At 62.7% G+C, this 24,997-nt stretch carries 22 protein-coding genes; 10 read left to right on the top strand and 12 right to left on the bottom strand.

Annotation, left to right across the window (positions count from 1 at the left end):
• Positions 1-84: 84 nt before the first annotated feature.
• Both DLM46_RS23455 and DLM46_RS23460 read right to left on the bottom strand, forming a co-directional pair.
• On the bottom strand, positions 85-1,320 hold the full coding sequence (locus tag DLM46_RS23455; protein WP_115104329.1) for a c-type cytochrome: 1,236 nt from the start codon (positions 1,318-1,320) through the stop codon (positions 85-87).
• 90 nt (positions 1,321-1,410) lie between these two features.
• On the bottom strand, positions 1,411-3,138 hold the full coding sequence (locus DLM46_RS23460) for a methanol/ethanol family PQQ-dependent dehydrogenase (protein ID WP_115104332.1): 1,728 nt from the start codon (positions 3,136-3,138) through the stop codon (positions 1,411-1,413).
• 533 nt (positions 3,139-3,671) lie between these two features.
• On the opposite strand from DLM46_RS23460, the gene adh reads away from it, so the two are divergent.
• The 3 genes from adh (at position 3,672) to DLM46_RS23475 (ending at position 8,425) form a co-directional block, all read left to right on the top strand.
• The gene (adh, locus tag DLM46_RS23465) at positions 3,672-5,192 is read left to right on the top strand and encodes an aldehyde dehydrogenase (RefSeq protein WP_115104335.1); all 1,521 of its coding nucleotides are present in this window, start codon (positions 3,672-3,674) and stop codon (positions 5,190-5,192) included.
• A 914-nt stretch (positions 5,193-6,106) separates the two neighbouring features.
• Positions 6,107-8,161: a carbon starvation CstA family protein gene (locus tag DLM46_RS23470; RefSeq protein ID WP_115104338.1), complete on the top strand. Its 2,055-nt coding sequence runs from the start codon at positions 6,107-6,109 to the stop codon at positions 8,159-8,161.
• Positions 8,162-8,173: 12 nt separating this feature from the next.
• The gene (locus DLM46_RS23475; RefSeq protein ID WP_115104340.1) at positions 8,174-8,425 is read left to right on the top strand and encodes a YbdD/YjiX family protein; all 252 of its coding nucleotides are present in this window, start codon (positions 8,174-8,176) and stop codon (positions 8,423-8,425) included.
• Between the two features lie 86 nt (positions 8,426-8,511).
• Here the strand turns inward: DLM46_RS23475 and DLM46_RS23480 are convergent, their stop codons facing one another.
• Positions 8,512-8,934 (bottom strand): ACT domain-containing protein, encoded by a 423-nt coding sequence (locus DLM46_RS23480; RefSeq protein WP_115104342.1) that lies wholly within the window; start codon positions 8,932-8,934, stop codon positions 8,512-8,514.
• A 285-nt stretch (positions 8,935-9,219) separates the two neighbouring features.
• Here DLM46_RS23480 and acs point away from each other — a divergent pair, with 285 nt between their 5' ends.
• Positions 9,220-11,280: an acetate--CoA ligase gene (acs, locus tag DLM46_RS23485; RefSeq protein ID WP_115104344.1), complete on the top strand. Its 2,061-nt coding sequence runs from the start codon at positions 9,220-9,222 to the stop codon at positions 11,278-11,280.
• 82 nt (positions 11,281-11,362) lie between these two features.
• On the opposite strand, the gene DLM46_RS23490 is transcribed toward acs, so the two are convergent.
• Genes DLM46_RS23490 through hyfB form a run of 6 tightly spaced genes read right to left on the bottom strand, consistent with a single transcriptional unit; the run spans position 11,363 to position 18,524 of the window.
• Positions 11,363-11,893: an NADH-quinone oxidoreductase subunit B family protein gene (locus DLM46_RS23490; protein ID WP_115104347.1), complete on the bottom strand. Its 531-nt coding sequence runs from the start codon at positions 11,891-11,893 to the stop codon at positions 11,363-11,365.
• Positions 11,893-13,452, bottom strand: a complete 1,560-nt coding sequence (locus tag DLM46_RS23495) for a hydrogenase large subunit (RefSeq protein WP_115104349.1) — start codon at positions 13,450-13,452, stop codon at positions 11,893-11,895. The genes DLM46_RS23490 and DLM46_RS23495 overlap by 1 nt, the downstream gene beginning before the upstream one ends.
• A gap of 3 nt (positions 13,453-13,455) precedes the next feature.
• Positions 13,456-14,916 carry a hydrogenase 4 subunit F gene (locus DLM46_RS23500; RefSeq protein WP_115104351.1) on the bottom strand — a complete coding sequence of 487 codons (1,461 nt, stop codon included), beginning with the start codon at positions 14,914-14,916 and terminating at the stop codon, positions 13,456-13,458.
• Positions 14,909-15,568, bottom strand: coding sequence for a formate hydrogenlyase (locus DLM46_RS23505; protein WP_115104611.1), 660 nt, complete (start codon positions 15,566-15,568; stop codon positions 14,909-14,911). Before DLM46_RS23505 ends, DLM46_RS23500 begins: the two co-directional genes overlap by 8 nt.
• A complete protein-coding gene (locus DLM46_RS23510) occupies positions 15,568-16,518 on the bottom strand; it encodes a respiratory chain complex I subunit 1 family protein (protein ID WP_115104354.1) in 951 nt (316 codons plus the stop codon). The genes DLM46_RS23505 and DLM46_RS23510 overlap by 1 nt, the downstream gene beginning before the upstream one ends.
• The gene (gene hyfB, locus DLM46_RS23515; RefSeq protein ID WP_115104357.1) at positions 16,515-18,524 is read right to left on the bottom strand and encodes a hydrogenase 4 subunit B; all 2,010 of its coding nucleotides are present in this window, start codon (positions 18,522-18,524) and stop codon (positions 16,515-16,517) included. The genes DLM46_RS23510 and hyfB overlap by 4 nt, the downstream gene beginning before the upstream one ends.
• 836 nt (positions 18,525-19,360) lie before the next feature.
• Here hyfB and DLM46_RS23520 point away from each other — a divergent pair.
• From DLM46_RS23520 to DLM46_RS23540, 5 genes are all read left to right on the top strand, one after another.
• Positions 19,361-19,807 carry a hypothetical protein gene (locus tag DLM46_RS23520; protein ID WP_115104613.1) on the top strand — a complete coding sequence of 149 codons (447 nt, stop codon included), beginning with the start codon at positions 19,361-19,363 and terminating at the stop codon, positions 19,805-19,807.
• Positions 19,808-19,867: 60 nt separating this feature from the next.
• Complete coding sequence (locus DLM46_RS23525) at positions 19,868-20,131, top strand: HPr family phosphocarrier protein (RefSeq protein ID WP_115104359.1); 264 nt, start codon at positions 19,868-19,870, stop codon at positions 20,129-20,131.
• 8 nt (positions 20,132-20,139) lie between these two features.
• On the top strand, positions 20,140-20,973 hold the full coding sequence (locus tag DLM46_RS23530) for a fused MFS/spermidine synthase (protein ID WP_115104361.1): 834 nt from the start codon (positions 20,140-20,142) through the stop codon (positions 20,971-20,973).
• 75 nt (positions 20,974-21,048) lie between these two features.
• Positions 21,049-21,276, top strand: a complete 228-nt coding sequence (locus tag DLM46_RS40470) for a hypothetical protein (RefSeq protein WP_115104363.1) — start codon at positions 21,049-21,051, stop codon at positions 21,274-21,276.
• Between the two features lie 159 nt (positions 21,277-21,435).
• The gene (locus DLM46_RS23540) at positions 21,436-21,633 is read left to right on the top strand and encodes a ribbon-helix-helix protein, CopG family (RefSeq protein ID WP_115104365.1); all 198 of its coding nucleotides are present in this window, start codon (positions 21,436-21,438) and stop codon (positions 21,631-21,633) included.
• A 329-nt stretch (positions 21,634-21,962) separates the two neighbouring features.
• Here DLM46_RS23540 and DLM46_RS23545 read toward each other — a convergent pair whose 3' ends face one another.
• Together DLM46_RS23545 and DLM46_RS41310 are read right to left on the bottom strand one after the other, a co-directional pair.
• Positions 21,963-22,376, bottom strand: a complete 414-nt coding sequence (locus tag DLM46_RS23545; protein ID WP_115104368.1) for a RidA family protein — start codon at positions 22,374-22,376, stop codon at positions 21,963-21,965.
• 97 nt (positions 22,377-22,473) lie between these two features.
• Positions 22,474-22,734, bottom strand: coding sequence for a DUF1016 N-terminal domain-containing protein (locus DLM46_RS41310; protein WP_425274012.1), 261 nt, complete (start codon positions 22,732-22,734; stop codon positions 22,474-22,476).
• Between the two features lie 147 nt (positions 22,735-22,881).
• Between DLM46_RS41310 and DLM46_RS23555 the strand changes: the two genes are divergently transcribed.
• Complete coding sequence (locus DLM46_RS23555) at positions 22,882-23,571, top strand: arylsulfatase (protein WP_115104371.1); 690 nt, start codon at positions 22,882-22,884, stop codon at positions 23,569-23,571.
• A 46-nt stretch (positions 23,572-23,617) separates the two neighbouring features.
• On the opposite strand, the gene DLM46_RS23560 is transcribed toward DLM46_RS23555, so the two are convergent.
• A complete protein-coding gene (locus tag DLM46_RS23560; RefSeq protein ID WP_115104373.1) occupies positions 23,618-24,916 on the bottom strand; it encodes an L-fuconate dehydratase in 1,299 nt (432 codons plus the stop codon).
• Positions 24,917-24,997: the final 81 nt, after the last annotated feature.

The raw sequence follows: 24,997 nt of genomic DNA on the forward strand, positions 1-24,997 counted from the left end.
CGTCCCTTCCCTTCCTGAACACTCCATCCCCTCGTTGATGCCCGGCGATCTCCGTGAAGTACCCGGAGACCGCCGGAACGTTCGCTATTGCGGGGTGTGCGCGGTGAGCGGTGTCGACGAGGCCTTGGCGTTGTCGTCCGTCAACTTGGTCTTGCCGGCGCTGTAGCCGTTCGAAAACAACAGGAATGCCATGATGTCCGCATAGTCCTGGGGTTTCATCTTGCCAGGACGGTCTGCCGGCATATTGTTCGCCATGTATCCATACACGCCGCCGATGGTGAGCTTGGAGTTGGCGGCCGGCGCGAAGGACGGACCACGCAACGCGGGCGCATTCAGACCTTGCAGGTCGGGACCGTGGCACTTGGCGCACGCACTCGAGTAGAGCGTCTTGCCGTGCGCAACCTGCGCGCGGTCGAAACCGGGGGCCTCGGCTGGCGCGCTCGCATCGACCTTGATAAAGCGACCCTGCGGCGACTGGCGATTGCCGGCCAGTGTCATTCGCAACGCTGCCGCATCGCTACGGCCAGAGCCATCGCGGTAGGCAAATGTGCCCGCGTGAAGCCCTGCAGCCTGCACCGATTCCGGCAACCGCCAGGCGCGGGTCAACGCCGCCAACTTGCCGTCGGACGCCATCTTCTCCAGCGCAGCGTCGATGCGCGGCTGCAACGCCGCACCGTTCTTGCCGAATGCAAACACGAGATTCCAGTCGGCATACGGCGAGGCGGCACCCGCAATCTCGAAGTGCCGCTGCGGATGCTCCATCGCATAAGCCACAACGGCCGGATACCAGACGATCGCGCGTTGGGCGCGTCCGCTTGCGACGGCGTCGACCGTGAGTTGTGCCGTGTTCTCCAGGTCGAGCTTGACGCCGGCTTGCTGCACGGCGATCAACTGCGCGGGACTCGCGTAGGTTGCCGCGACGACCTCCGCGCTGCTGGCCTGCGCTGACGATCCGCGCGAAGTGACGCTCACATAGCCGGACTGCAGATAGCCACGCGAGAAGGTCAGCTTGCTGCCGGAGCCGTCCGCGAGTGCCGAGCGCGGAAAGCCCGCAATGACATCGCATTTGCGAGCAAGCGCCTTGTTGAGTTCCTTCAGCGACACGCCGTCGTCGTCGCTACCCTCGAATCCGCCGGGTGCGAGCGACATCGCGATCCCCGCCGTACGAAACGCTTCACGCGCCACCGCCTCGTCGAGCGCGGTAGACGGACTGCCGGGAAACGTGCAGACGCGCACGCCGGCGCTAGCGGTTCCTGGCGCGAGCACGGCGCTACCTAGCAGCACGCTGGCCAGAGCAAACGAATTAAGTCGAGTTTTCATGATCCTGCTTCCGGGAAAGGCCGGGCCGCCACGACCGGATTGCCCGCGCCAATGTGCGCTGAGCAACCTGACGCGGCGACCCCATGAACATCAGCTATGGTTGAGCGCGAACACGTACAGCGTGCCGCCACGTGGGACCTTCTCTGCCGCCTTCGCCATCGGACCGCCCCAGATGGGATTGGCGCCGCCATAGCCGGCGAGGATCGCGACATACTCCTGGCCGTCGACTTCGAACACCGACGGTTGCGCAATGACCCCGCTGGCGAGTTTCGGGCTTTGCCACAACACCTTGCCGGTCGCCTCGTCGAACGCGTACAGATGGCCGTCGAGCGAGCCGCTAAAGGCGAGGCCACCCGCCGTGGTCGCTACGCCGCCATTCCACGGCAGCTTGCTCCAGTGACTCCACACTTTCTTGCCGGTATCGACGTCGATCGCCTGCAGTTCGCCATAGCCCTTGCTGCCCGGCTCCGGCTTGATCTCGAACCCCTCGCCGAGGTAGGGCAGGCCCTCCATGTAGTTCACCGACTTGCCCGACAGCGACATGCACGCATGCAGCGCGGGAACGATAGCGAGGTGCTTCTCCGGATCGTACGAAACCGACCACCAGTTCTTGCCGCCGAGGAAGCTCGGACAGGTTTCGATCGTCGTGCCCGCCTTCGGATATTTCGACGCATCCTGGATCGGCGAGCCGTCCGGCGTATAGCCGGTGACCGAGGTTGCCGTGACGAAGGGTTTCGCGTAGATCAGCTTGCCGGTGCCGCGGTCGATTGCGTGGAAAAAGCCGTTGCGGTCGGCATGGATGATGGCGTCGTACTCCTTGTTCTGGTACTTGATCGTGGCAAGCACCGGTGTATTGACGCCGTCGTAATCCCACGTGTCATGTTTCGTGTACTGGTAATGCCATTTGAGGTTGCCGGTTTTCGGATCGAGTGCGAGCAGCGAGTCGGAGTACAGGTTGTCGCCCGGCCGCAGATCGGCGAGCCACGGTCCGGGGTTGCCGACACCCCAGTAAAGCGTCTTCGAGGCGGCGTCATAGGTGCCGGTCAGCCAGGCCGGCGCGCCGCCATGTTCCTGCATGCCGTTCGGCCACGTGTCGCTGCCCCTCTCGCCGGCTGCCGGCACCGTAAAGCGCTTCCACAGCACGCTGCCATCGTCGGGATTCAATGCCGCGATGAAACCGCGCGCGCCGTATTCCCCGCCTGCACTGCCCACCACCAGTGCGCCGTCGAGCGCGAGCGGCGCAAGGGAGAACGCGTAGCCCAGACCCGGCTCGAACATCTGCTTGCGCCAGACGAGCCCGCCTGTCTGCGCATCGAGCGCTGCGACGTCGCCGCTCAGCATGGCGACGTAAACGTTCTTGCCGTATAACGCCACACCGCGGTTGATCACATCGCAGCATGCTGTCTTGAACGACTCCGCGCCGAGCTTGGGCTCGAACTTCCAGAGTTGCTTGCCGGTTGCGGCATCGAACGCGTACACGTTGTCCTTCGGCGTGGTCACGAACAGGTAGCGGCCATTGACAATCGGTGTGGCTTCGAAACCCTGCTGCAAGTCCGCCGGAAACTTGTAGCTCCAGACCTGTTTGAGGTTCTTCACATTGGCTGCGTCGATCTGCTTGAGCGGCGAATGCGCCTGACCGTTATAGGTGCGGTAATACGTGAGCCAACCGGGGTCGCTTTGCGCCGCGGTCAACCGTTCATAGGTGACCGCGGGATAGTCGTCGGCCGCTGCCGCCGACGCGAATATCAGACTGACGGCAGCGGCCACGCCCATCGCTAGCGCCGTGGGCCGCGTCGCCGAAGTTAAACGTGCTTTCATGCTTGTCTCCTATGTCGACCAGAGTTGCCGCTTTAGCGGCTTACTCTGGTCCCATGCAACATGGTTGCTGTTGAGTTGTCGACGCGAGGCCGCGCGGCGGCACCATCGTCTAGTGAACGCAGACTGGCTGCTGTGCCGTTCAAGGCAAGTCGCGTGCCACTGGCAGTCGCGTCGCCGCAAGCCGTAGCGGCTCATGAAGGACGAGCATGGAGCGCTGCCAGGCGGCCGCCGCAGCGTGACAACCGGTGTTGCACACTGGCGCAGTCGAGCGAGGATGTGTTGCTAAAAATGACAGTTGCTACGCAGGTGAATCGAACCACGCCTGTGCTCGATCCACTCGCCGCGCCGAGTGCGTCGCACGCGGTGCATGGCATCCGGATACGACTGACGCCTATCGCGATCTGGCCAATGCCCGATGGCATGCTTCTCGCTGAACGCTGCGCACGATGAAGAGCGTCAGCACTGCGGATGCGTCGAGGCAACGCATGCTTTCACCATCGAGACCAGTCACACAATCCTTGGAGGAGTCCAGCATGAATCACGCAGATATGCAGTTTCTCGATGTCGAATTTCCGTATGCGCGGCAGTACGCCAATTTCATCGGCGGCGAATGGGTTCCTCCGGTGCGCGGCGAATACTTCGACAATGTGTCGCCCATCACCGGCGAACCCTTCACGTCGATTCCCCGCTCGACGGAAGAAGATATCGAGCTCGCCCTCGATGCGGCTCACCGCGCCCGCAAGGCGTGGGCCGACACCGCGCCGGGCGTGCGCGCGACTATTCTGAACCGCATTGCGGACCGCATGGAGCAGAACCTGTCGCGCATCGCGTTTGCCGAATCGATCGACAACGGCAAGCCGATCCGCGAAACGCTCGCCGCCGATATCCCGCTCGCGATCGACCACTTCCGTTATTTCGCCGGTTGCATCCGCGCACAGGAAGGTTCGGTCTGTGAGATCGATGCGGATACCGTGGCCTATCATTTCCACGAGCCGCTGGGCGTGGTCGGCCAGATCATTCCGTGGAATTTCCCGATCCTGATGGCCGTGTGGAAGGTAGCGCCCGCGCTGGCCGCGGGGAACTGCATTGTGCTGAAGCCCGCCGAGCAAACGCCTGCGTCGATCCTGGTGTTGATCGAACTGATCCAGGACCTGTTGCCGCCGGGCGTGCTGAACGTGGTGAACGGGTTTGGCCTCGAAGCCGGCAAGCCGCTCGCATCGAGCAAACGCATCGCGAAGATCGCCTTCACCGGCGAGACCAGCACGGGCCGGCTGATCATGCAGTACGCGAGCCAGAACATCATTCCGGTGACGCTCGAGCTCGGCGGCAAGAGCCCGAACATTTTCTTCGCCGACGTGATGAATCAGGACGACGGCTATTTCGACAAGGCGCTCGAAGGCTTCGCGATGTTCGCGCTGAATCAGGGCGAAGTGTGTACGTGCCCGTCGCGCGTGCTGATCGACGAAAAGATCTACGATCGATTCATGGAGCGCGCATTGAAGCGCGTCGCCGCGATCACGCAGGGTCATCCGCTCGATACGAAAACGATGATCGGTGCGCAGGCTTCGCAGGAACAGCTCGAGAAGATCCTCTCCTATGTCGATCTCGGCAAGCAGGAAGGCGCCGAATGTCTGATCGGCGGCGAACGCAACACGCTGGGCGGCGAACTGAGCAAGGGCTACTACGTGAAGCCGACCGTGTTCCGTGGCCACAACAAGATGCGCATCTTCCAGGAAGAGATCTTTGGGCCGGTGGTGTCGGTGACCACGTTCAAAACCGAAGAAGAGGCGCTGGAGATCGCCAACGATACGCTCTACGGTCTCGGCGCCGGTGTGTGGACGCGCGACGGCACGCGTGCCTATCGCTTCGGCCGGCAGATCCAGGCGGGCCGCGTGTGGACGAACTGCTATCACGCGTATCCGGCGCATGCGGCGTTCGGCGGCTACAAGCAATCCGGCATTGGCCGCGAGACTCACAAGATGATGCTCGATCACTATCAGCAGACCAAGAACCTGCTCGTCAGCTATAGCGAGGAGCCGCTCGGCTTCTTCTAACGCGTAAACGTCCGGAGCGGCATGAGGGCCGCTCCGGATGCTCTGGTTGGCGCACGCATGCCACGAACCCTCCCTGCTCAACTTCCACGCATACCGCAAGCCAACCCACACCCCGCGCGGCGCACCCATCCCAAGAAACTGTTCATTGGTCGCAGCATCGGCTGAGAACGGGTGTTGGCAAAATCGCCGCTGACACCCCGCCGTCAAGTGGATGTCCATCCCCGCAACTCTGCCGGTGGCGCCCAACTGCAGTGCGAATCCATAACTGTCCTGTGAGATCACGGAATGCGCGTTTTGCGCGGGCACGGTATCGATCGCGCCCGTAGCGGTCGTCACGGCCAATATGGATGCGGGGAAGTAACGTGGCCCGCATTTTCACTCCTGCCCTCTTCATGGCCGGCCTGTCGCATCCGGATCTACACGACGAACAGGCCCGCTGGCGGCACCGCCAGAAAAGTTCGATGCCGGCCCATATCCACAGACTGGTTGTAATGTCAGACCACCGGATAACGGCAGCGCTGCCATGCGCTTTGAGCGCGGTTCCCGGCTTTACTGGAACCGCAGCACACCTATACTGATTACATAAACCTTTCGATGCGCCGACCTCGCTTGCCCGGAGCCAGCGGGATGCCGGCTCCGGGTAGAGCGCATCGCGCAGGTCAGGCACAGGCGATCGCGCGCCGCCACCTCATGCGCTCGACACCGGGCGGCCGGCTGCTCGTGTCGCTTCTGTCTGATCTGACAGAAATTTGCTGGACCGCAGTTTGCGGTGTACCTGGTGCACGTGTAGCGTTTCCGTATGTCGGCACCGGGTTGTCTCATTCGCCGACGGTGATCGGGCTACTACGCAGCAATCCGCGCCTGCGTGGCAAACGAAGGGGTGCCGTCCGGCAGCGCGTCTGCAGGGAGGTGCCATGAAAAGGCTCGCGTCCATTGTTCTTTGGGGAGCACTCTCGGCGCTCGGCGCCTTTGCTTTCGCGACGCTCGCGCTCGGGCGCGGCGAAAGCGTGAACGCCGTCTGGCTCGTGACAGCCGCCCTCACCGTCTATTTCATTGCTTACCGCTTTTACAGCAGGTTCATTGCAACGCGCGTGCTGCGGCTCGACGATACCCGCCAGACGCCGGCCGAGCGCTACAACGACGGCATGGATTATGTGCCGACCAACCGTTGGGTGCTGTTCGGCCATCACTTCGCGGCGATTGCCGGCGCCGGTCCGCTGGTCGGTCCCGTACTCGCCGCGCAGATGGGTTATCTGCCCGGCACATTGTGGATACTCGCCGGCGTCGTCATCGCCGGTGCAGTGCAGGATTTCGTCGTGCTGTTCGCGTCGGTGCGGCGCGACGGCAAATCCCTTGGCGAGATGATCAAGATCGAACTGGGCCCCGTGCCTGGTTCGCTCGCACTGGTCGGGGTACTCGCCATCATGATCATCATTCTGGCCGTGCTGAGCCTCGTGGTCGTCAAGGCGCTGACGGCCAGCCCGTGGGGTCTCTTCACGATCGCAGCGACCATCCCGATCGCGCTGCTGATGGGCGTCTACATGCGCATCATCCGTCCGGGGCGCGTCGGCGAGGCTTCGGCGCTGGGTGTCGTGCTGCTGCTTGCGGCGCTGGTCATCGGCAAGACCGTTGCCGCTCACCCAGTCTGGGGGCCAGCCTTCACGCTGACCGGTCCGCAACTCGCATGGGCGCTCATTCTCTATGGCGCCGTCGCTTCGAGCCTGCCGGTATGGCTGATGCTCGCGCCGCGCGACTATCTGAGCACCTTCCTCAAGATCGGCACGGTGGTCGCGCTGGCACTCGGCATCTATATCGTTGCGCCGACGCTCGCGATGCCGCAGACCACGCAGTTCACCGATGGCTCGGGGCCGGTTTTCTCGGGCAAGCTGTTCCCGTTCCTGTTCATCACGATCGCGTGCGGCGCGGTATCGGGCTTCCACGCGCTGATTTCGTCGGGTACCACGCCGAAGATGATCGAGCGTGAATCGCATATGCGGCTGATCGGCTTCGGCGGCATGCTTGCCGAGTCGTTCGTCGCGGTGATGGCGATGACCGCCGCATGCGTGCTGCCGCCGGGCGTTTACTTCGCGATGAACGCGCCTGCCGCGGTGATCGGCACGACGGCCGCGCACGCGGCGCAGGTGATTTCCGGCTGGGGGTTCACGATCACGCCGGACATGATCAGCCAGACGGCTGCGAAAATCGGTGAGACGTCCATCCTGTCACGCGCCGGCGGTGCCCCAACGCTTGCGGTCGGCATGGCGCAGATTCTCGCGCAGGCCTTGGGCGGTACCGCGATGCAAGCGTTCTGGTACCACTTCGCGATCCTGTTCGAGGCGCTCTTTATCCTGACGGCGGTGGATGCCGGCACGCGGGTTGGCCGCTTCATGATCCAGGACATGCTGGGTCACGTCTACCGGCCGCTCGGCAACACGCAGCTGCTGCCGGCGAACCTGCTGGGCACCGGGCTGTGTGTCGCGGCTTGGGGCTATTTCCTCTATCAGGGCGTGGTTGACCCGCTGGGCGGCATCAACACGCTGTGGCAGCTCTTTGGCGTCGGCAACCAGATGCTCGCCGGCATCGCGCTGCTGCTGTGCACCAGCGTGCTGATGAAAATGAAGCGCGAGCGCTATGTATGGGTGACGCTGGTACCCACTGCCTGGTTGCTCGTCACCACGCTAACGGCGGGCCTGCAGAAGATCTTCAGCAGCGACCCGCGTATCGGCTTCATCGCGCTCGCGAACCGATTCGCCCGAGCCGCCGCCGATGGAACGGTGCTGGCGCCTGCGAAGTCGATTGTGGAAATGCAGCGGGTTGCGTTCAACAACTATCTTGATGCAGCAGTATGTGGTGTGTTCGTCGCGCTAGTGCTGGCGATGTGCGTGTTCGCGATCAGGATGTGCTGGCAGGCGCTGCATCAGGCCCAGCCGTCGGCTCACGAGACACCGGCTGTGGCACGCCCGGCGTAAGGAGGATTCGCGATGGGAACGCTCTTCGATATGAAGCAGGCAACAGGCGCCCGACCTGCCGAAAACGTGCCGGGCACGCGCGTTTCACGCATGGCGCGGAGCATTCGTCAGACCTGGCTGCAGTTGTTCGGGATTCCGGACTATGAACGCTATGTCGAGCACATGGCATCGCATCACCCGGGCGAACCGTTGCTGTCGCGACGTGTGTTCTGCGCGCGGGCGATCGACCGGAAGTACGGCGGCAACGGGCCGCGGTGCTGCTAGCGTTTCGTTGCGCTTCGCTTTGGCGCCGGCAGAGCTGGCGTGTCAACCGACGTACCCGCCCGTTCGGCACGGGCGGGAGGCTGCGCCTATACCTGCTGCAGGATATCGATCGCTCGAACGGTATCGTCGAGCGAGTCCATCGCCAGATAGGCAACGAACTGTGTGCCGGCGACGGCGGCCGAGACACCCCGCAGGTTGATCTTCGCGTCAGCGAGCCCCCGGGTCAGCTCAGCAACGACACCCGGCCGGTCTGCGCCCATGACGCGCACGGAATGCAGGCTCGGAGTGACGTTGAACCCCACCTGCGAGGCAGCACGGATTTCACGGTCGTTCTGCAACGGCGCGACGAATACGACACCCTTGCCGGGTGACTCCGGGGTTCGCCGGGCTACGACAAACTGCAGGTCCGCCCCGGCGTCCTTGAGAACGCTCAACGCCTGCGCGAGGCCGCCGGGTTCATCTTCGATGGTGGCCGCCCACACATCGACACGTTCAACGAGCAGGTCCATGACGCCCTCTCCCGGTTGGTGCGCCTCAGTCAAAATCTAGTTCACGATGGGCCTGCCGGCAAGCTTGACCACGCTCATCGGGCACGCGGCGCAGACCATCGGCACCCGCACGGATTGGCAGCACGTCCGCCCTGGACTTTAATGGGTTTACGCCATCCTGCTTCACAGCGGGTGCGCCGACCCGAAGGGAAACGACACGACTGTGATTTGACCGCCCCATACGGCAGCTTCATGCACAGGGTCTGTGTTCACCTCTGGTCCACGCGGGATCAAGGAGGAATCGTCATGTCGCGAGACAAGTCATCGCGCCGCACCGATGCCGGACAACAGGCTGTCGATGTCTCCGAGGCGCAGATTGCCGTGCACTGGCCTGAAGAGGGCTACTTCTCGCCATCCGCTTCATTCATTGCCCAGGCCAACCTGACCGATGCGGACGTGTTCGAGCGCTTTTCCCTTGACCGGTTCCCAGAGTGCTTCAAGGAGTTCGCAGACCTGCTCGACTGGTACAAGTACTGGGACACGACGTTCGACGCCAGCAATCCGCCGTTCTGGCGCTGGTTTGTCGGCGGCAGGATCAATGCCTGCTACAACTGCGTGGACCGCCACCTCGCGAACTACAGGAACAAGACGGCGATCCATTTCGTGCCTGAGTCCGAGGACGAGGCGGTCCAGCACATCACGTATCAGGAACTCCATGTCCGCGTGAACGAGTTCGCAGCGCTGTTGCGCGATTTCTGCGGCCTGAAGGCGGGCGATCGCGTCACCCTGCACATGCCGATGGTGGCGGAACTGCCCATTACGATGCTCGCGTGCGCCCGGCTCGGCGTGATTCACTCGCAGGTATTCAGCGGTTTCAGTGGCGCGGCCTGCGCGGACCGCATCCTGGACTCCGAGAGCCGTCTGCTGATCACGATGGACGGCTACTGGCGCTCGGGCAAGCTGATCGATCACAAGGAGAAGGCCGACATCGCGTTCGCCGAGGCGGCCAGCAAGGGCCACACGGCGGAAAAGGTGCTGGTCTGGCAGCGTTATCCCGGCCGGTACTCGAGTCCGACGAAGCTCGTCGAAGGACGCGATGTCATTGTCAACGACGTTCTCAGGTCATTCCGCGGCAGCCGTGTCGAGCCTGTCCAGATGCCGTCCGAGGCGCCGCTCTTCCTCATGTACTCGAGTGGCACGACCGGCCGTCCCAAGGGCTGCCAGCACTCGACGGGCGGTTATCTTGCCTACGTTGCCTGGACCTCGAAGAACATCCAGGACATTCACCCCGGGGACGTGTACTGGTGCATGGCGGACATTGGCTGGATCACCGGTCATTCGTACATCGTGTACGGCCCGCTGGCAGTCGCTGCGTCGACGGTCGTGTACGAGGGGGTGCCGGTCTATCCCGATGCGGGACGGCCGTGGCGAATTGCCGAGGATCTGGGGGTCAACATCTTCCACACGTCGCCGACGGCGATCCGGGCGCTGCGGCGCAGCGGCCCGGACGAGCCGGCGAAATATCACTACCACTTCAAGCACATGACCACCGTGGGCGAACCGATCGAGCCGGAAGTCTGGAAGTGGTATCACCAGTCGGTCGGCAAGGGCGAGGCGGTCATTGTCGACACGTGGTGGCAGACGGAAACGGGCGGGTTCCTGTGCAGCACGGTCCCGGCGCTGCATCCGATGAAGCCGGGCAGTGCCGGCCCCGGGATTCCGGGGATTCATCCAGTGATCTACGACGATGACGGTAACGAGCTTGCAAGCGGTTCCGGCAAGGCGGGCAACATCTGCATCCGCAACCCGTGGCCCGGCGCGTTTCAGACGATCTGGAAGGCCCCGGACCGCTACGTGAAGACGTACTATGCCCGCTACTGCAGGGATCCGCAGAGCAAGGACTGGCGCGATTGGCCTTACATGGCAGGGGACGGTGCGCTGGAGGCGGCCGACGGCTACTTCCGCATCCTCGGGCGCATCGACGACGTGATCAACGTCGCGGGCCACCGTCTCGGCACCAAGGAAATCGAGTCGGCCGCGCTGCTCGTGCCGGACGTCGCGGAAGCGGCCGTCGTGCCGGTCGCCGATGAGATCAAGGGCAAGGTCCCCGAACTCTATGTTTCGTTGAAGCCGGGTGTGGAGCCTACGCCCGAGATTGCGCATAAGGTATCGGAAGCCGTCGTCGCGAGGATCGGCGCCATCGCGCGACCGCATCAGGTCATCATCGTTCCCGACATGCCCAAGACCCGGTCGGGCAAGATCATGCGGCGCGTGCTCGCGGCGATCTCCAGCCATCAGGACCCCGGCGACGTATCCACGCTTGCGAATCCCGAGATCGTGGACAGCATCAGGGAGCTCAACAGGTAGGGCCGCGTTGACAGACAGGCTACGGCGAAGAAACCGGACAATAGGGTACCAAGCCCATTCCGGCGCATGTCTGCCGCACAAGTCACGGCGCGAGCGTGTCTCGCCTCGCACGCAGCGCCGTGAGAATGCCTCTCAACAGTTCAATCGGCGGTGGCGGACAGCCCGGAATGGCGACGTCCACCGGAAGCAGGTTCGACAGTGGCCCGCACACGGCATAACTGTCCCTGAAGATGCCGCCCGTGCACGCGCAGTCGCCTGCGGCAACCACCAGCTTCGGATGGGGCGTCGCCTCCCAGGCACGGTGCACGGCCTCCTTCATGTTCAGCGCGAGCGGCCCCGTGACCAGCAGCATGTCGGCATGACGGGGACTCGCGACGAATTTGATGCCGAGACCCTCGATGTTGTAGTACGGGTTGTTCAGCGCGTGAATTTCGAGTTCGCATCCGTTGCATGAGCCCGCATCGATCTGGCGAATGCACAGCGCGCGGCCGAGCACGTCGAGAATCTCCTGCTGGATCTGCTGCTGTTGCGCGGTTATCCACGCGTCGCTCGCGGCCGGGACTGACCTGGTCGGAATGTCCGTCCGTGCGATCTGTTTGAGAAGTTGCCACATTACAGGTCGTGTCCCGCGTAGTTCAGATTGAACGATTTGTTGATCAGCGGGAAATCGGGAACGATATTGCCGATGATCGCGTGCTCCAGCGCCGGCCAGTTCTGCCACGACGGATCGTGGCAGTGACAGCGTGAAATAGTCCCGTTCTCGCCGGTCTCGATGGCCACGAATACATCGCCGCGCCAGCCTTCGACCCAGCCGACGCCGCAAGATGGCGGCCGACCGGTTTCGACCGGCTCGACAATGCCGCCTTCAGGCAGACCGCCGAGAAACGTGCGGATCAGCCGCAGCGACTCGTAAACCTCGTTGAACCGCACAGCGACGCGAGCGGCCACGTCGCCCCGGTTGTCGCACATCATTTGAGGCTGCACCTCGTGATACGGCGCATAAGGATGGTCGATGCGTACATCGATGCCCAGCCCGCTCGCCCGCGCCGCGAGGCCGCATACACTGAAATGCGCGGCCACGTTCGCCGGGAGCCTGCCTGCACCCGTAAAGCGATCCTGCAGGCCCGACTGCTCTTCGTAAATGCGCTGCATCACACGGACCTCGCCTTCGATTCGCTCGCATTGGTCCCTCACAGCCTCGATGAACTCCGCAGGCACGTCGCGCGCGACACCGCCCGGCACGATCTGATCCATCAGATAGCGGTGTCCGAACACGCGGTCGTTCAGACGCAGCCAGTCTTCCTTCATCCGGGAGAACTGCGCGAGCCCAAACGCAAAGCCCGCGTCGTTGCCGAGCGCACCCAGATCGCCCAGATGATTCGCGACGCGCTCTCGCTCGAGCATCACGGCACGCAGCCACTGCGCACGCGGCGGAATGAACACGTTAAGAGCGCGCTCGACGGCCATGCAATAGGCCCACGAGAATGCGACCGTCGTGTCGCCGGCAATCCGCCCGGCGAGACGCTGACCGAGCAGCACGTGCGTCGTCTCGAACAGCCGCTCGATACCCCGATGTGTATAACCGAGTCGCTCCTCCAGCCGCAGCACCTTTTCGCCGACCACCGAGAAACGAAAATGCCCAGGCTCGATGATGCCTGCGTGGATCGGCCCGACCGCGATCTCGTGAACACCGTCTCCCGCGACCTGCACGAACGGATAATCCGCTTCCTGAGATTCGAAGCGCTCGTTTCCGGACGACAGCTTCTGAAGCGGGAAGTAGTCGGCTGGCCAGTTGCCGTGATTCAGCCACGGCCGCGTGTCCGCCGCGTCCATCGCACGCAATCCGAGCAGATCGTAGACGGCGCGCTGCATGCGTGTCGCGCAGGGAAAAATCGCGGAAAGGTCGGGATAGCCCCCTCCTTCATCTCCGCTGGCGACGGGCAATTGCACCCACAACAAGCCATCGTCCATCGCATAGGCCGCGGACATGACGAATGTGCCAGTGGCCGCGCCCCCGCCCCACAACGAGATCAGTCGGCCGCCCTGCTCGCGTATCGTGCTGGCGATGCGAACCCACGTCGCGGCGTCGGTCCGTGCCAGAAAGGCAGATGCTTTACCGGCAGACGCCGCCAACTGAACGAGATCAGACAGTCCGAGCGCGTCGATGCGCATGCGTCACCCCGCAATCATCGCCGCAGCCTGCCGGTACCACGTGGCAAGGTACGGTGGAATGTAAAGTCCCAGCATCAGACCGAAGCCGAGATGAACGAATACCGGCAGGAGTGCCGGCGGGTGCTCGAGCACGCTCGCCGTCGAGTCACCGAATACCATGTGCTGTACGCGCGCGAAAATGGTGGCGAACGCCACGGCGAGCGCGATGAGGAGCAACGGGGTCGCCCACGGCAGTTCGTTGATGGCCGTCGTCAGGATCAGGAACTCGCTCGCGAAGACGCCGAACGGCGGCATGCCGAGAATGGCCAGCGCCCCCAGCATCATGCCCCATCCGACCGTCGGGCTCACGCGCAGCAGCCCGCGAATGTCGTCGATCATCTGCGTGCGCGCCTTCTGGACAGCATGGCCGACCGCGAAGAAGATCGCCGACTTGACGAGCGAGTGCACCGTCATATGCAGCAGACCCGCGAATGTCGCGGTCGGCCCGCCCAGTCCGAAGGCAAACGTCATCAGGCCCATGTGCTCGATCGACGAATACGAGAACAGGCGCTTCACGTCCTTCTGGCGCAACAGCGAAAAAGTGGCGACCAGCACCGACACCAGCCCGAACCCGACCAGCAGCCGCCCAGGCAGTCCGTTTTGCAGTGCGCCATCGGCCAGCACCTTGCAGCGGAGCACCGCATAGAGCGCCACGTTGAGCAGCAGGCCCGAGAGCACGGCGGAAATCGGCGTGGGCCCCTCGGCGTGCGCGTCAGGCAGCCAGTTGTGCATCGGCACGAGGCCCACCTTCGTGCCATAGCCGATCAGCAGGAACACGAACGCGAGCGACATGATGGTGGGATCGAGCGCGCCCTTGACCGCGCTCAGACTGGTCCAGAGCAACGCATCGCCGCCGCTGAGTTGCCGGCTCGCCGCGAGATAAAGCAGGATCGTGCCGAACAGCGCCTGCGCAATGCCAACGCCGCACAGGATGAAGTACTTCCACGCTGCTTCGAGACTCGCCGCGGTCCGGTACACGCTGACGAGCAGCACGGTCGCCAGTGTGGCGGCTTCCATCGCGACCCACAGGATGCCGACGTTGTTGGTGAGCAGCGCCAGCAGCATCGCAAAAATGAACAGCTGGTACATGCTGTGATAGAGCCGCATCCGTGCACCCGTCATCTTGCCGCGGTCACGTTCGACGCGCATGTAGGGCCGCGAAAAGATCGAGGTGGTCCAGCCGACAAAAGCGGTCAACGCAACAAGGAACACGTTCAGAGGATCGACGAAGAAGAGCTTGCCGGCCGCAAAAGCCGGACCGTGCGCCACCGTGTGCGCAGCGAGCAGCATCGCCGCGACGAAGGTCAGGAAACTGAACGCTACGTTGAGGTCCGGCGCCGCACGGTGCTGTCCAATGAGCGCCAGACATCCGCCGGCGACAAGCGGAATGCCGAAAACCAGCAGCAGGACCCAGGCATCAGTCATCTTTGAGCTTTTCGAGGTGGTGGATGTCGAGGCTGTCGAACTGCTCGCGAATCTGGAACATGAAGACGCCGAGAATCAGGATGCCGACCAGCACGTCGAGCCCGATACCGAGTTCGACGATCATCGGCATGCCGTTGGTCGCCGCTGCGGCGGCGAAGAAAAGGCCGTTCTCCATCGAAAGAAAACCGATCACCTGCGGGATCGCTTTCGCCCGCGTGATCATCATCATGAACGACAGCAGCACACACGCGAGCGCGATGCCGAGCGCGCCGCGCGCCACCGAGGATGAGAGCTGGCTGATCGGCGTCGCCACATTGAACGCCACGATCACGAGCACGATGCCGATCAGGAGCGTCGTCGGAATGTTGAGCAGCGGCTCGACGTCCGTCTTCACATTGAGCCGCTGCACCAGCCGGTAGAGGATCCAGGGAATCAGGCCGACCTTGAGGACCAGCGTCAGCATGGCGGAGACGTAAAGATGAACGTCCGCCGTGACGAAGCCCAGCACGAGGTTGGCCGATACGAGCGCGACACCCTGCAGTGTGTAGAGATGAATCAGCGACAGGATGCGCCGCTGGCTGAGCATCGCGAACGACACCATCAGCAGAACGGCGGCCAGAAGGTTGATGATTTGCGTCGCGAGGCCGTGCATCATGCCCCCAGCAGGAAGTGAACCAGCATGCCGATCACGGCCAGCAGGAAGGCCGTGGCGAGAAACTCCGGCACCCGGAAAATACGCATCTTCGCATTGGTGGTCTCCACCACGGCAAGTAACGCCCCGCCCACCAGCAACTTGACAAACAGCACCGGTATCGCCAGCAGCAGCGCGGCGGGATTGCCGGCTTCGGCAATGCCCCACGGCACGAAGAGAGCCAGTCCGATACACGAGTAGGCAAACAGCTTGAGACTCGCAGCCCACTCTACTAGCGCAAGATGCCGGCCGGAATACTCGAGGATCAACGCCTCGTGGATCATCGTCAGTTCGAGATGCGTGGTCGGATTGTCGACAGGCAGACGTGCATTCTCGGCGAGCGACACCATCGTGAAGGCAATACCCGCGAACGCGAGGCTCGGATAGATCGCGAGTTCCCGGTGGCTCAGTGTCTCGACGATGTGCGTCAGCAGCGTGGACTGCGTGATGAGCGACGCGGAAAACAGCACCATCAGCAGGGCTGGCTCGGCAAGAAAGCCCACCAGCATCTCGCGGCGCGCGCCCAGTGTGCCGAACGCCGTGCCGACATCCATTGCAGCCAGCGAGATCGCGACGCGCGCCAGTGCGAAGAGACCCACGAGCGCAATGGCATCGGCGGCAGGCGAGAGCGGCAGCTCGGTCGACAGCGTCGGCACGATGGCACTCGCGAGCGTCATGCAGGCCCAGATCACGTAGGGAGCGCCGCGAAACACGGGACTCGCATGATGGGCAACAACCGACTCCTTGTTGAACAGCTTGTGAAGCGTCCGATACGGTTGCCAGATCGACGGTGCGCGACGGCTCTGCAGCCAGGCGCGGCACATGTTGACCCAGCCGGTCAGCAGCGGAGCGGTCGCCAGAGCCAGCAGGATTTCGAGCGCCTGGGAGAGCAATCCGGAGAGCGTAATCATTGCCTCACCAGTATCAGCAGGACGATGAGCACAAGGAAGCTGTACATCAGATAGATGGCTATGCGGCCCGTCTGCAGCATCCCGGCCAGCGATGCGACGCGCCTGACAGCGCGTTCGATGGGTTCGTAGATCATCGCCCACGCACGGTCCGTTACGACGACCCGATACGCGGGACGCGCGTCGAACGGCGACGGAAGCTGCCGTTCAATCCTGAACAGTGGCGCAAAGATTTCGCGGATCGGCTGCCCGAACCCCTCAGCCGTATCCTGCATGCGCGCGTTCACGAACGGATGACCGCACGCCCATGGAATCGCGCGGCGCAGCCGGCCATGATAGAAACGGCGCACCAGTACCCAGGCCAGTGCGCAGCAGCCCACGACGAACAGCAGAAACACCACCGGCATGTAACTCGCGCGCCCGCTATTCGTGGGCGCGAGCAGCAGCCAGCCATTCCGGGAGACGGCCGGCCCGATGCCTGCGCCGATCAGCGCCTGCGTCACGCGATCGAGCACGGCCACGAACTGTACCGGCAGCAACCCGAGCAGCACGCACATCGCTGCGAGCCATACGAAGCCGACACGCTCCCACGGGCTTGCGTCCCGCGCGTTGCCGAGCTTTGGCTCGCGTGGCTGCCCGAGGAAGATGATCCCGAAAAACTTAACCATCGTGTAGCCGGCGAGTGCCGCGACCAGTGCGATCAGCGCGGCGACCAGCGGAACGATCATGTTCAGGAACGAGTTCGGCAGCTCCGGTGTAAACAGGAAACTCTGCAGCAGCAGCCATTCGGACACGAACCCGCTCAAGGGTGGCAGGCCGGCACTTGAAAGCGCGCCGAGCAATGCGACCCACGCGGTCCATGGCATGAAACGGATCAGGCCCCCGAGGCGTCCGAGATTGCGCTCGCCCGTTGCATGCAGCACCGAGCCCGTCGAGATGAACAGCAGGCTCTTGAACGCCGCATGGCTTGCGATCTGGTAGAGCAACGCGGTCAACGATAACGCGGCGAGCGCCGGCATGTCGAAGGCCCGGAACAGGATCGCAAGTCCCATGCTGACGAACATCAGACCGATGTTGTCGATCGACGAGTACGCCAGCAGCCTCTTCATATCGGTCTGGATCGCGCTGAACACCACGCCGAACAGTGCGGTGAACAGACCGAGCGCCAGCATCACGACACCCCACCACGCGACCTGCAGGTGCAGCAGGTCGAACACTGTCCGCAGCATGCCGTAAAGCCCGGCCTTCAGGACAAAGCCGCTCATCAGCGCCGACACGGGCGATGGCGCCGCTGGATGCGCCTCGGGCAACCAGACGTGCAGCGGGAAGATGCCCGCCTTCGCGCCGAAACCGAGCAGCGCCAGCATGAACGCAACGGATGCCCAGAACACGTCGAGATGCTGTTGCCGCATACCGGCAAACGTGTAGTCGCCGGTCCCCGCCTGCAGCAGCCCGAAGCACAGCAGCAGCGCGAGCGCGCCCACGTGCGAAATCAGGAAGTACAGGTAGCCGGCGCGGCGGATTTCGGGAATGCGATGGTTGCTCATGACGAGGAACGTTGCAGCGAGCGTCATCGTTTCCCACGCAACCATGAAGCTGTAGGCATCGTTGGCCACGAGGACGAGCGCGAGGCTCGCGAGGCACACGTGGTACTCGAAGCAGAGCAACCCGGGGGGCGTGCCTTCGCCCTTGCGGAAATAGCCGGCGGAGAATGCACTGACGCCTGTGCTAACCATGCCGAGCACAGCCAGGAAAAACGCCGATAACGCATCGAGCCTGATATGGAACGGCAGCCCCGGCAGCCCCAGCGGCAAGATCGCCTCTTGAGGCGCGGAAAAGACGCCTGCAATGCCCAGCACGCCTAGCAGCACCCCGAACAGCATGCCTGCCGGGAACAACCCGTGTGCGACCACGCGCGTGCGGCGCAGGCTGACGAGTCCCAGCACCCCAATGAACAGCCAGCCCGCGACCACCAGCAGCACGTAATGGACGACCAGCAAATGTTCCAAAGGCGTTGTCTCCGGTGCAATCAGATGTCTTGTTCAACGGCCGGTGTGCCGGATGAAGGATATTCCGAAACAGGTCCCATCCGGCGGTGACATTCCATTTATTTCATACCGGTACAGATCGGGACACATCGGTGCCGTGACGGCCTGCGCGCTGGCATCGATGTCGCGCCGTCCCGGTACGGTCGCCTGTGAACGGCCGAAGAGATTCGTCAAACGGCATGGCACTTCTCCCCAATACGGCGCACGGCGTATCTCTGCGCACCATCTGCGTTCGCACCGATACGCTTTCCGAGGAACATCCAGTTACCAGTAAATGGTAATTTCGTTATCATCCTAGCAGGTTTAGGCATGCGTTTCCACAGGCGATGTCCAGGCACGCCGGGAACGCGGGCTGCCCTTCCACGCGCATTCCGGAAGGGAGCCTGTTGTCGTGCTCCCCGTCCGCGCTCGGGCGCGATTCCGTTTCAGGCACACGTGTCATTGTCCGCCTGATGCCAGCAAACTGTTTCCGGACGCTGGCGGGCAAGCAGCACCGCGAGTGTGGCGGCCTCGACGGGGCTGTCTGCTGCCACCCGCGCCGCCGCGCCAGTGCCCTCCTCCGCCACGCCTCGCCGCCCGGTTGCTCCCGTGCACCGTACTGGAAGAGCCGTCGAACACACGTAGCCCGTGACCGTTACGGTGGCGGTGACCGGGCATGATGCATGATAATGTTATTATCATCATCTTATGTTAAGATGGTAATGACCTCACGTGAAACGCTCGAGCGTGTGCATGGCCGCGTTGCCGGTGAAACACACGCCAGACGGCCGTGTTTCAGTGCTCGCAGGGAGATCGATGTGATTAGCACCAGTGTTCCGCTGCTGTCCCATGACTACACGCATCTTTATGTGCGCGACGTCATGGGTCGCCGCGGGCTGATTGTCGTCGGCGTGGGCAAGTCGGGTGAGCGTGGCTTCCAGATGCTGTACCGGTTTGCTGACATTTGCGACCGCCTGGAAGAGTGCGGCATCAATGTGGTCTTCGTCTATCCGAGGGAATCGGCCCGTCATGTCCAGGACACCACTTCCCTCTCCGGCGCACGATACAGAGAGCGTCCATGTCTGCTTCTCGACGACGACGGCCGATTCTTTGTCGGCCCACTTCAACCGAAATCGCTTCGCGTGATCTACCTCGACCGGGACATGAGGCGTCTCGCCAGGCTCCAGATCTCGTTGCGGGATGAAACCTGGGATCCGCTGCTGCGCGTTTTCTTTGGGCAGGTCATCTCGGGTGCGATGCACTAGGCGCGAAGGCGTGAAAGTGGTCGCGCGACGGGTCACGAACTACATACGAAGGGGAGCGGGTTGGTCGAGGCATCGGTTCAGGTAGGTGGCCAATGGGGATTGAACGGTCACGGGTCAGCACGGCTTGCGGTCAGTGCTGCACGTTTCGCCAGCGATATCGTATGCATGGCGAACGGCCGGTCGGTCAACGCCAAGGACGTGATGTCGGTGATATCGCTTCGGGCCCGGGCGGGCACGCTCGTACGCATCCTTGCGGCCGGTCCCGACGAATTGATGGCGCTCCAGGCACTGTCTGACATCCTGCGAACGCAAGACCCTTCCTGATGTGATCCATGCCAGAAACGACGCACGCACCCGCCGATCGGTCGCGCAATGATTCGCGTCCAATCAAACCCACGAAGAAAAGACAGAGAAAACTGAACAGGCCCCTGGTCATACAGAACGATCAGGTTATTTCGCTGTACTTCGATGCGCGCGGGGTGCAGAGCACCATGTTGCGGCACAACCCCACCGCACTCGCGCTGGGCTACACGCGAACCATGATGGGGTTCCTTCTGTTCCGGCCGTTCCCGCGTCGGATTGCGATGATCGGTCTGGGCGGTGGCTCGCTGGCTAAGTACTGCTATCGCCATCTGCCGGACACTGCCATTACCGCAGTCGAAATCAATCCCGACGTGATCGCGTTACGCGAGCTGTTTCAACTTCCACGCGACGACGATCGTTTCAGGGTGGTGTGTGCGGATGGTGCGCGATACATCAACGCATCGGATCACACGCCCGATGTGCTGCTGCTCGACGGCTTCAATGCCGACGGCCTGCCCGCGGAACTGGGCAGCAGGTCATTCTACGAAGCCTGTCGTCGCCGGTTGAGCGACGACGGCATCCTGGTGGCCAATCTCGTGACGGATGAGCCGGAGTTTCACTCCTACCTGCGCTCGCTGAGGAACGTTTTCGCGAACTCGGTCGCTCTGGCGCCCTCGGAAGGCAGCGAACACAACGTCACCGTCTTCGCGTGGAACGGAATCGAGGGTCTTCCGTCCTTGACCTCGATGCTCGACCGGGCTCGCGCGCTGCAGTACTCGCATCCGGTCAATCTGCACGCCACAGCCATGAGCATCGAGTGCGGCAGGAAATTCGACTGGAACCGATATGACGAGACATGTTGATCCGGCTCATCGGCCTGACAAAGTAGTACCCGCCCGCTGCGGACCATCACGCACGCGCGGTCTTGAGGAGAGGAAATGACAGCAGAACGCGGCAACGAAAGCAGTACCTTGACCCACTCGGCCATCTGGGCGCTGGAACGCCTGGCACAGCCGCGGTACGGACGCGCTGCGCCTTCACTGAACTGGTCGGTGGCGCAGGAGTTGCGCAATGCTGGATTCGTGTCTGTCCCGGTCCCAGGGCGAGGCACTGTATCGATTACGCAGGCCGGACATGACTTTCTGCGTGCGAGGGAGGAACGTTAGGACAGCGCGGCGGCGCCCGTTGCGCATTTCCGACGTGAGCCGGTCAAATGCCGGGCCCAAGGGTACGGGCCTGCGGCGCGCCTCGGAACCCTGAAGATGGTGGAGGTTCCGGAGATGTATTATAATTGAATTAACATATTCGGATTTGTTCCTCCCATCATGGAAACCAAAAGCGCCCGACTCACAATTCTGATCGATCCAGTGAAGAAGGAAGCGTTCGAGGAACTGTGCGCGGCGCAGGACCTGACGCCTTCACAGGTGGTACGACAATTGATCCGAGGCTACCTCGAGCAGCACGGCGTAACCTACAAGACGAAGAGCGCGCTGGGTGCGCGCGCGCGCCGGAAGACTGCCTGAGAGCCATCGTTGCAGTCTGAATGCGTGGCCAGTGACGATATACGGCGGCCCCAGCCTGACTGGCACAGGCACGCCACGGCGCCGCTGAAGGTTCACGAATCCTCGATTGACCACATAGCGTGCGTTTATGCGTTGTGTTCCGATCCGACATGCGGTGCGTTCGTCCACGAATGTGCGCCAAGGACTCGATACCATCCCGCAAAGCCTCACCATCGCCCGCAACCTACCTCAACACGCGCCGATGCCCAGAATCGTGGGCGTATCGATGGCGAACTTGCCTTCGACGTCAGCCGAAGCCGGCCGATGGAAGCAGCCGACGAAGACGCGACTTACTTGCGCGTCGCAGCGACGACCTTGATTTCGACGATGAGCTCGGGACGCGCGAGCGCTGCGATACCGAGGATGGTCCACGCCGGGAAGTCCGAGCGGATGTAGCGCTCCTTCACTTCGCGGAACGCCGCAAGTTGCGAGCCGACATCGACGTGGTAGGAAACCAGCTCGACCACATCCGTGAAGTCGAGACCCAGATGCTCGAGCACCGCTTCGACGCGCTTGAACGCGACATCGATTTGTTCCTTCGGGTCTTCCGGAATTGTCCCGTCGGCCCGCAGACCGATTTGACCAGCGATGAAGACCAACCCGCTGGCCGTCACTGCGGGCGAGTATTGGAACAGGTCGAAAATACGGTTGCTTCCGAAAGTGGCGTCGTCTTCGGGAAGACGCAGACGCTCGATCTGGCTCATGGCAGTCCTTCAATCAGCTGTAGCACGGGGAATGTGAATCCAACGACCCCACTCTACTCGAGCGACTGGACTGCCGTCTGTATAGCGAGTTACCAAATCACCCAGGAAGCCTGGACGGGTCGATGACCCAGATCCGACGCTGCCTGAGCTCGATCGCGCCGAGCTCCGTCAGCCGCTTCAAGGCACGCATGACCGTGACGCGTGACGACCAGCGTTCGAGTCGGCACAACTCGAGATAAAAATCCCGCTTGAGCGGATCGTCGATATACAGGAGGCTCTTGAGATGGGTCCAGCTCAATTCTCTCCGCACTGCGGAGAGAATCCGACCCTGGTGTACCTGGAACGAGGGTGGTACCAGCTATACCGTTACTTGAAGTTGTCTTGTTACGCCCGAACGGCATCGCAACAATGCTAGTGAGTCATCCGGCGAAGCGGTCGACCCGGGCGCGATGAATTTGTGTCGATACTGACCATCAACCATGCAACTGAATCGGGGTAACCAGCAATGCGAATTTCCTTTTTGCACACGATAGAAGGCAACAAGAACGTCTTTGAGCAAGCGGCAAAAGATCTTGGACTGCCAATCGAGTACCTTCATCATGAAGTGCGATCGGACCTCCGTCTGTCAGTGGATCAGGCTGGAACATTCACCCGCGAGTTGAAGGCACAGACAAACGACTGTCTCCTCGAATTGGCCGCCGGCTCCGACGCTGTCATCTTGACCTGCGCCACGCTTGGACCGGCCGTGAGCGACATCGAGCATCCTCCGGTTCCGATTGTTAGGGCGGATGCTGCGTTAGCGTCCGCGGCCGCAAGCATTGGCGGAAAAATCATCGTGTTGTGTGCCGCGGAAAGTGCCGTTGAGCCTACGAGAAGCCTGTTCGAGCAGTACGCAAACAAAGAGCGTGCTTCAGTGTCGATCAATCACGTTGCCCAGGTTTGGGAGCTGTTCAAAAGCGGAGATCTCGACGCATGCCTCGCCGCAACGGGGCGGGCCGCCGATGAGGCCTACCAAGCCGGCGCAACAGTTGTCGCGTTTGCTCACCCGTGGATGGCACCGGCCGCGCGTCTCGTCGGCAAGGGACGGCATCCGCTCGATAGCGCTCATACCGCGCTGCAAGCGGTCATGCAGCAGGCTGCAAAGCCTGCGCTGGATGATCGACCGGGACACGGCCCGAGAGCGCCAGTCCGTTGACGGCCGACGGCTGCCCGCCATCGGTCATGCTCCCGCGCTCGCTGTTTCAGGGCCGCCAGACCGGGCCATCGGGAAAGGCGTACTGATCGAGCGACGCCGCATGCATTTCGATGCTATAGCCGGGACGTTGCGGCGGCATGTAACGGCCGTGGCGGATCACGACCGGATCGACGAAATGCTCATGCAGATGATCCACGTACTCGAGCACCCGGTTTTCCAGCGACGCCGACACGCAGATATAGTCGAAAATCGAAATGTGCTGCACGTACTCGCACAAGCCGACGCCGCCTGCGTGCGGGCACACGGGCACGCCAAATTTCGCCGCCATCAACAGGACGATGATCACCTCGTTCAGACCGCCCAGGCGGCAGCTGTCCACCTGACAGAAGTCGATGGCATGCGCCTGCAGCAACTGCTTGAACATCACACGGTTATGGCAGTGCTCGCCCGTCGCCACACCGATTGGCTGAATCCGCCGACGGATGGCCGCGTGGCCGAGAATGTCGTCGGGACTCGTGGGTTCCTCGATCCACCACGGATCGAATTGCGCCAGGCGCCGCATGTTGGCGACCGCTTCGTCGACATCCCATACCTGGTTCGCATCCATCATCAGCTTCAGGTCTTCGCCGATTTCCTCACGCAGGATGCGGGCCCGGCGCACATCCTCGTCGAGATTGCCGCCCACCTTCTGCTTGAAATGCGTCCAGCCCTGCGCGACGCCTTCACGCGCGAGCCGGCGGATCTTGTCGTCGTCGTAACCGAGCCAGCCGGCCGAAGTCGTGTAGGCGGGATAGCCGCGCACCAGCATGTCCTTTTCGCGCTCGTCCCGGGTCTTGGCATGGCGATGCAGCATCGCGATGGCTTCATGCGGCGTGATCGCGTCGGTCACATAGCGGAAGTCGAGACAGCGCACGAGTTCTTCGGGGCTCATGTCGGCGAGCAGCTTCCACACCGGCTTGCCTTCCGCTTTGGCCCACAGGTCCCAAACCGCATTCACGACAGCCGCCGTCGCCAGATGAATGGCGCCCTTGTCCGGGCCGATCCAGCGCAGCTGGCTGTCCGACGTCAGCGAGCGCCAGAAAGCGCCCATGTTCGCCGCGATATCCTCGAGCGTTCTGCCGACCACCAATGGAGCAAGCGCCTGTACCGCAGTCACGCAGATCTCGTTGCCGCGCCCGATAGTGAAGGTGAGGCCATGACCGGTGAGCGCCTCCGGCGAATCGGTGGCGAGCGTCACGTAGGTGGCGGAGTAATCCGGCGCGGCGTTCATCGCATCGGAGCCGTCGAGTGAACGCGAGGTCGGAAACCGAATGTCCCGGACGGACAGTTTTGTAATCGTGGACATCTGAACACCCTCCTGGGCGACAGCTATCGGCTTCCGTATGGCCTCTGCGCGGCCACAGTCTCTCCCCGCGATGCAGGTCGC

The organism is Paraburkholderia lacunae, assembly GCF_003353175.1.
Lineage (GTDB): Bacteria > Pseudomonadota > Gammaproteobacteria > Burkholderiales > Burkholderiaceae > Paraburkholderia > Paraburkholderia lacunae.

Coding starts and splice junctions, on each gene's coding strand:
- DLM46_RS23500 (WP_115104351.1), bottom strand. CDS start 14,916: ATGACTGATGCCTGGGTCCTGCTGCTGGTTTTCGGCATTCCGCTTGTC.
- DLM46_RS23505 (WP_115104611.1), bottom strand. CDS start 15,568: ATGCACGGCCTCGCGACGCAAATCATCAACCTTCTGGCCGCCGTTCTG.
- DLM46_RS23555 (WP_115104371.1), top strand. CDS start 22,882: ATGCGAATTTCCTTTTTGCACACGATAGAAGGCAACAAGAACGTCTTT.
- DLM46_RS23470 (WP_115104338.1), top strand. CDS start 6,107: ATGAAAAGGCTCGCGTCCATTGTTCTTTGGGGAGCACTCTCGGCGCTC.
- DLM46_RS23540 (WP_115104365.1), top strand. CDS start 21,436: ATGGAAACCAAAAGCGCCCGACTCACAATTCTGATCGATCCAGTGAAG.
- DLM46_RS23455 (WP_115104329.1), bottom strand. CDS start 1,320: ATGAAAACTCGACTTAATTCGTTTGCTCTGGCCAGCGTGCTGCTAGGT.
- DLM46_RS23475 (WP_115104340.1), top strand. CDS start 8,174: ATGGGAACGCTCTTCGATATGAAGCAGGCAACAGGCGCCCGACCTGCC.
- DLM46_RS23480 (WP_115104342.1), bottom strand. CDS start 8,934: ATGGACCTGCTCGTTGAACGTGTCGATGTGTGGGCGGCCACCATCGAA.
- DLM46_RS23545 (WP_115104368.1), bottom strand. CDS start 22,376: ATGAGCCAGATCGAGCGTCTGCGTCTTCCCGAAGACGACGCCACTTTC.
- DLM46_RS40470 (WP_115104363.1), top strand. CDS start 21,049: ATGACAGCAGAACGCGGCAACGAAAGCAGTACCTTGACCCACTCGGCC.
- DLM46_RS23495 (WP_115104349.1), bottom strand. CDS start 13,452: ATGCGCATCGACGCGCTCGGACTGTCTGATCTCGTTCAGTTGGCGGCG.
- DLM46_RS23530 (WP_115104361.1), top strand. CDS start 20,140: ATGCCAGAAACGACGCACGCACCCGCCGATCGGTCGCGCAATGATTCG.
- DLM46_RS23510 (WP_115104354.1), bottom strand. CDS start 16,518: ATGATTACGCTCTCCGGATTGCTCTCCCAGGCGCTCGAAATCCTGCTG.
- DLM46_RS23460 (WP_115104332.1), bottom strand. CDS start 3,138: ATGAAAGCACGTTTAACTTCGGCGACGCGGCCCACGGCGCTAGCGATG.
- acs (WP_115104344.1), top strand. CDS start 9,220: ATGTCGCGAGACAAGTCATCGCGCCGCACCGATGCCGGACAACAGGCT.
- adh (WP_115104335.1), top strand. CDS start 3,672: ATGAATCACGCAGATATGCAGTTTCTCGATGTCGAATTTCCGTATGCG.
- DLM46_RS23490 (WP_115104347.1), bottom strand. CDS start 11,893: ATGTGGCAACTTCTCAAACAGATCGCACGGACGGACATTCCGACCAGG.
- DLM46_RS23560 (WP_115104373.1), bottom strand. CDS start 24,916: ATGTCCACGATTACAAAACTGTCCGTCCGGGACATTCGGTTTCCGACC.